This window comes from Psittacicella hinzii (genome assembly GCF_003585935.1).
In the GTDB taxonomy this organism is placed as follows: Bacteria; Pseudomonadota; Gammaproteobacteria; order Enterobacterales; family Psittacicellaceae; genus Psittacicella; species Psittacicella hinzii.
This window is the reverse complement of the sequence record NZ_NRJG01000081.1, coordinates 1-6,230: the sequence shown is the minus strand read 5'-3', so window position 1 is coordinate 6,230 and position 6,230 is coordinate 1. Positions and strand designations below refer to the sequence as shown.

General features: G+C 37.6%; 5 protein-coding genes. All 5 read left to right on the top strand.

The features are described 5' to 3' along the window. Positions 1 to 218: 218 nt before the first annotated feature. The 5 genes from dapE to CKF58_RS04725 all read left to right on the top strand — a co-directional run bounded on the left by dapE (position 219) and on the right by CKF58_RS04725 (position 6,116). The gene (gene dapE / locus CKF58_RS04740; RefSeq protein WP_119531494.1) at positions 219 to 1,919 is read left to right on the top strand and encodes a succinyl-diaminopimelate desuccinylase; all 1,701 of its coding nucleotides are present in this window, start codon (positions 219 to 221) and stop codon (positions 1,917 to 1,919) included. Positions 1,920 to 1,922: 3 nt separating this feature from the next. Beyond that, positions 1,923 to 2,378: a Holliday junction resolvase RuvX gene (ruvX, locus tag CKF58_RS04735; RefSeq protein ID WP_119531492.1), complete on the top strand. Its 456-nt coding sequence runs from the start codon at positions 1,923 to 1,925 to the stop codon at positions 2,376 to 2,378. Between the two features lie 389 nt (positions 2,379 to 2,767). Then, complete coding sequence (gene grxD / locus CKF58_RS04730) at positions 2,768 to 3,124, top strand: Grx4 family monothiol glutaredoxin (RefSeq protein ID WP_119531490.1); 357 nt, start codon at positions 2,768 to 2,770, stop codon at positions 3,122 to 3,124. A gap of 187 nt (positions 3,125 to 3,311) precedes the next feature. After that, complete coding sequence (locus tag CKF58_RS08405; RefSeq protein WP_222987714.1) at positions 3,312 to 3,485, top strand: hypothetical protein; 174 nt, start codon at positions 3,312 to 3,314, stop codon at positions 3,483 to 3,485. Positions 3,486 to 4,085: 600 nt separating this feature from the next. Further along, positions 4,086 to 6,116: a bifunctional 2',3'-cyclic-nucleotide 2'-phosphodiesterase/3'-nucleotidase gene (locus CKF58_RS04725; RefSeq protein ID WP_119531488.1), complete on the top strand. Its 2,031-nt coding sequence runs from the start codon at positions 4,086 to 4,088 to the stop codon at positions 6,114 to 6,116. Positions 6,117 to 6,230: the final 114 nt, after the last annotated feature.

The window sequence follows — 6,230 nt, the reverse complement described above, 5'->3', positions numbered from 1 at the left end:
CTTGTAACTTGTAACTTGTAGATATCATTATTTAGCTCTAACTTTAAGTTAGCAGCCAAATAATACCTAATTAATTTGATTATTCGACAAGTAAGTTAGTTTAATCAACATAAGCTGTACCCAAAAATAAATACTTCCTTTATTTTCGCAGACAGCTTTTACCTATCTCTTTCTTAATTGCAAATCCCAATTTTATCCCTTTGCTTTTACCTTTATCTATGAAGAAAAAACTTTCCTCTTTGGTAAATCCTACGGGTAAACGCCCGTATTACTTAGATCCCCTAGCGACTCAACTTGACTACTTAGGTGGCATTGCCACTTTACAAGAGCTCGTAAGTCGCAATACCGTTACTCCAGCCGATGATCAAACCCAAGAAGATATTGCTAAAATCTTAAAACCTTATGGCTTTGTGGCGATCAACTTTAGTCATCATGGCATTACCAATACTTTATACGTACGTTTAGGTGCTAAATCGCAATTAGCAAGCACCTACAGTGGACAAACTGGTCGTCCATGGACCTTAAATCACGGTAATACTGGTGACTTTACTGATAGTACTTGGGAACAAGTTTATCTACAATACTTAAGCGCTAAAGCGGCTGGAGTAAAACTTAGTTGGGCAAACTTCCCTGCTATTTCTGATTTACCAGTATTCTTATTTGCCGGACATACCGATGTAGTACCACCAGGTAATCTTGAACAATGGACCTTAAATGATCCGTTTGATCCCCAAGTACATGAACAAGTACCTACGGCTAATCATCAGGCAACTAATCCTTATTCGACGCTTGAAGATGTTGATTATTTAGTTTCAGCAACCCAAGGTTTATCTCCAGCTGCTGAGTTTATTCGTGAGTTTCCGGCTTATCGTCAAGCTTTAGGTAATAGATACTTATATCATCCTGAACAATATATGGTTGGACGTGGAACAACCGATATGAAAGGTGGACTAGTTGCTAGTATCTATGCCGTTACAGCCTTGCTTGATGTTTATGCAGGTACTCCAGAAATTGAACAAGTAACTCTTGCTTTCTTACTAACTAGTGATGAAGAAGCTGCTGCTGTAGATGGCACTAAATATGTTGTTACTTGCCTTGAAGAAGTACAACAAAACGTTGCCTGGTGTATTATTGCAGAACCATCTTCTAGCGCCCAAGTGGGGGATGTTATTCGCAACGGACGTCGTGGTTCGGCTTCTTGGTGGTTAACTGTGCAAGGAGAGCAAGGACACGTAGCTTATCCGCATCTAGTAGATAATCCTATTCATCGTTTAGTACCTTTACTAAATGCTTTACAAACAGAACTCATGAACCTTGATCAAGGTAATAGTGAGTTTCCAGCAACTAGCTTCCAGCTAGTTGAACTCGCTGCTGGTGACGGTACTACGAATCTTGTCCCAGGCACAGCGCGAGCACAATTTAACTTACGTTTTAATAATGAACATACTTATACTTCTTTACAAGCGAAAGTAAATAGCATTATTGATCGCTTCCCTGAACTTAAAGATAAATTAACCGTGCAATCTACATGTTCAGGAGAATCTTTTGTTACGCCACAAGCTAGTCCGTTCTGCCAAGATGCAACTAAAGTAATTACTACTCTTACACGTGGCAACTTAGTACCAAAATTTGATACCGGTGGTGGTACTTCTGATGGTCGTTTCTTAACTCGCATTTGTGAACAAATGTTTGAGTTAGGGACAACCAACGCTACTTTACATAAAGTAAATGAGCATGTAATTCTAGGTGAGTTCTATGAACTCATGCAGATTTACTATTGCATTATGCTTAATACTTTCGGCTTAATTGCGTTAGACGGCGACGATCTAGCGACTATGTCTAAAGCTAGTCCTGAAGCTTTTAACCCGCACCTTTGGGAAAAGCAACCTTCTCCGCAAATCCGTTGTGACAAGGAGTAAATCATGGCTTATTACCTAGGTGTTGATTATGGTACTGGAGCTACAGGCATTGCCATTGGACAAGATGTTACTTATACCGCCCAACCGTTAACCGGCATTCCGATGAGTAAAGGCAAAGTCGACCATGCGAGCTTTGATAAGTTAGTTAAAGAATGGCAGCCAGCTGCCATTGTGGTTGGCTTACCTCGCAACCAAGATAATACTTTTACTCATGTAAGCCCTAAAGTGTATAACTTTGCTAAATGGGTACATAAGATTTTTAGTATTCCGGTCTACTTTATGGACGAACGTAATACTACGACTAGTGCTAAAGAACTAATCTTTGCAAAATACCAATACAAAGGCTTACAAAAACACAAAGTTGATGCCGTAAGTGCTGCTCTTATTCTGCAAGCTTACTTTGATGGTGAAGAGTATCAGACTTTTGATCCGCAAGTAAGTTTAGAAGAACTTGAGTAAGTTATTTACTAACTTAGAAAGCAGAAGAACTTGAGCTATATATTATGTGAACAGGTTCTCTAATCGCTTAAAAGAACTTAAGTAAATCATTTGATGAGTGAGTCATATAGTGAACAAGACTCATAATAAGTACTATAAGTACATAGCCACAAAAGTTCTTTAACTCTGCAAAGTCTCCTTAACTCTGCCTTGCCATATCCTTATAAAAAGTAAGGATATGGCAAATCCGTTATAAATAGGCGCTAGAGCTATTTCTAAGCAATTGGGTCGAGCTTTTCCTAAACAATTCAGCAAGAAAATTTCTCTATTGTTATAATCAGCTACAAAGACCAACCGAAAGTAATGGACTTTATTCCTATTCTTGTTTTTATTATCTATTCAGGATCTTTATGAGCGAAGAAGTTAAACAACCGAGCAAAGAAGAAGTATTTGCTCGTATTCAACGTCAAATTACAGAAAACCCAATCGTTATTTACATGAAAGGTACTCCACGTTTCCCTTCATGTGGTTTCTCTGGACGTGCTGTACAAGCTCTTATCAACCAAAACATCGATTTTGCGTTTGTTGATATTTTACAAAACCCAGAAATCCGCGCTCTATTACCAGAGTTTGGTGACTGGCCTACATTCCCACAATTATGGGTAAATGGTGAGCTAGTTGGTGGTTGTGATATCGTGTTAGAATTAGAAGCTTCAGGTGAATTAAAACCTTTACTTGAAGAAGCGATTAAAAAACACGCTGCTTAATCTCAAACTGAAAAAGACGAGTACGACTCGTCTTTTTTCATATGCATAGAACCAATAAATTTACTTCGAGCTAATAACTTACTTAGAGCTAAAATCTAAGCAGCTAAATTATTACTAGTGCAAGTATTCACCTTGTCTATGTAGATATAACCAGTTATTACTTTGATTGATCTTACGATAAAACTTTATGCACACTTTAATTTATAACGCAATTCTTTGTATTTTCTTTATTCTTGTTGCTTTACGTATTATCTTAGCTAAAGCCGTATGGAATCCTAAACGCTACTTTGCCTTAATCGTTTGTATAGCCTTAGTAGGTACTTTTGCTTGGCGTATGTTAGGATATTTTATGCAACAATAAAGCGAGCTTGAGGAGCTCTGCTTTTTCCATACAATCCGAAAAGTACGATACAGCTATGGTTGTGTGCTATTGAAGTACCCCTCTCTTTTTAGAGAGGGAATCATATCTTTTTTAAAGTACAACTCCTGTTTATTTTTTACATACTCCCAGTATTATATTGACGAGCATAAAGGTGCTAATGGATAAAGGTACTAATGGATAATATTGCATACTACCTTAGCCCCAAAGAAAATTATTGCGATTTATCAACACCCTACCAACAGCCAAGACAAATTTTTTATCTAAAACACTGCTTAAATTTTGCTTTCGCGGTACAATAAAATCGCAAGATTTGCTATACCTAAATTTAGTAATACTGCTCTTATTCTTACCGAAACTCTAACTTCTTTTGGGTAGTCTAAGACTATTCTTTCTTACTAAAATACAGTTAGAATTTAATCTTGCTTACCTTTTGCTTCCAGCTTGACTTACGAAGAGTTAATAAGGGTCACTATAGTTAAGTTGGTTTACCTAACTCTAGCTGTAGCTTGATATTAATAGCTTTTATGAGCCTAGCTGTAAGGAAAAAACTCTCTTACTCCAAGCAAAAATTTAAGCTCTATGAATTTTAAATCGTCTCTAAAATTTGCCAAACTGGCAACAGCATTTGCCGTTTTAGGTTTATCAAGTGCAGCCTTTGCTGATGCAAACAATGTGATTAAACTACGTGTAATCGAAACTACCGATATTCACGCGTATCTAACTGCTTACGACTACTTTAAAGATGCTCCAGTGCAAACCTATGGTTTAACACATGCTGCAACTTTAATTAAACAAGCACGTTCTGAAGTTGCTAACTCAGTACTAGTCGATAATGGTGATTTAATTCAAGGTGGCTTAATTGGTAACTGGGCACAACAAGATGACTTTAAGTCATACAAAGTACACCCAGCATACCAAGCTTTTGCCTACTTAAAATATGACGTCTCAAATTTAGGTAACCATGAGTTTAACTTTGGTTTACCTTACTTACAAAAAGTAGTAAACACGGCGCAAGAGTTAGCAGGTGTGCCTGTTATTAACTCAAACGTTTACGATGCTAAAACTGGTGCTAACTACTACACTCCATACATTATTAAAGAGCAAGTAGTCGTTGATGCTAAAGGCGACAAACACACTTTAAAAGTTGGTTATATTGGTTTTACTCCACCAACAATTATGCAATGGGATGCTGACAAGTTAACTGGTAAAGTTACTACTAAACCTATTGTAGCTACTGCCGAAAAATTCATCCCTGAAATGCAAGCTAAAGGTGCGGATGTAATCATTGCCATTGCTCACTCAGGCATTGGCATCAATGCTCCATCTAGCTCGCTATATGAAAACCAAGTTATCAACCTCACTAAAGTTAAAGGTGTTGACGCTGTAGTTTTCGGACACTCACATGCTGTATTCCCATCACCAGAGTTTGCGAGCGTAAAAGGTGCTGATGTAGAAAAAGGTACTATTAATGGCGTGCCATCAGTAATGCCAGGTCGTTGGGGTGATCACATTGGTATTGTAGACTTAGTACTTACGCAAAACGAACAAGGTAAATGGCAAGTTGATCAAAGCCAATCTGTAGCTTCAACCCGCGCTATTTACGATGGTAAAAATCGTAAACCTCTAGTTGAAGAAGATAAAGAATTAGTAAAACTTCTTGATAGTACTCACCAAGCAACTCGTGATTTTGCGAACGCTCCGGTTGGTAAACTAGCTGATAACCTTTACGGTTACTTAGCTTTAACCCAAGAAGACTACGCAATTAAACTTGTTAACCAAGTACAACTACAAGCTCTTGAAAAATGGGCAAAAGAAAATAAAGGTTATGCAGGTTACAAACTTGTATCAGCAGCTGCGCCATTTAAATACGGGGAACGTCACAATGACGTAACCAACTTTGTGGCAGTACCAGCTGGTACATTTGTGCTCCGTAACGTAGCAGATGTGTACCTCTATCCAAATACTTTTGCTGTGGTAAAAACTACAGGTAAAGAATTAAAAGACTGGTTAGAATGTTCAACCGGACAATTCAATCAAATTGATCCTAATAACAAAGAACGTCAAGAGTTAATCAACTACACATCATATCGTACTTATAACTACGATGTGATCTATGGTTTAAACTACCAAATCGACGTAACTAAACCTGCTAAATTCACTTCTACTTGTAAACCTACTAACGTAGCCAATGCTGGTCGTATTGTTAACTTAACCTACCAAGGTAAACCAGTTAACGATAACGACAAATTCTTAGTAGCAACTAACAACTACCGTGCAAACGGTGGAGTGTTTGCTGGTACAGGTCCAGACCATGTAGCTTACTTATCTCTTGAAACTTCACAAGATATTATTGCTAACTACGTAAAAGAAGTATCTAGCGCTGGTGAACCTGTAGCTGTTGATAAAACACCAAACTGGTCTTTTGCTCCTATTGCTAATGGTAAAGAACTTAACGTAGTGATTTATTCTGCTCCAGATGCTAAAGCTGTAGAATGGACATTAACGCACTCTGTATGGCCATTAACTAAACTAGGTTTAGATAGTGCAGGTTTCCAAGAGTATCGCATTGATCTTTCTACTTATCAGCCACAAAATCTAGAGAAAAAATAGATCTAGAGAAAAGCTATCTGTAAAAAAATTTAGCCCCAAAGTACACCTAAGTTCAATTAGAAAGTTCTAGGACTAAATTATTCGTATAATCCATTAAAAATAACGTGAGCCCAG

Excerpts from the sequence above, each read along its gene's own strand:
- dapE (WP_119531494.1), top strand. The coding sequence starts at position 219 with ATGAAGAAAAAACTTTCCTCTTTGGTAAATCCTACGGGTAAACGCCCG.
- ruvX (WP_119531492.1), top strand. The coding sequence starts at position 1,923 with ATGGCTTATTACCTAGGTGTTGATTATGGTACTGGAGCTACAGGCATT.
- grxD (WP_119531490.1), top strand. The coding sequence starts at position 2,768 with ATGAGCGAAGAAGTTAAACAACCGAGCAAAGAAGAAGTATTTGCTCGT.
- CKF58_RS08405 (WP_222987714.1), top strand. The coding sequence starts at position 3,312 with ATGCACACTTTAATTTATAACGCAATTCTTTGTATTTTCTTTATTCTT.
- CKF58_RS04725 (WP_119531488.1), top strand. The coding sequence starts at position 4,086 with ATGAATTTTAAATCGTCTCTAAAATTTGCCAAACTGGCAACAGCATTT.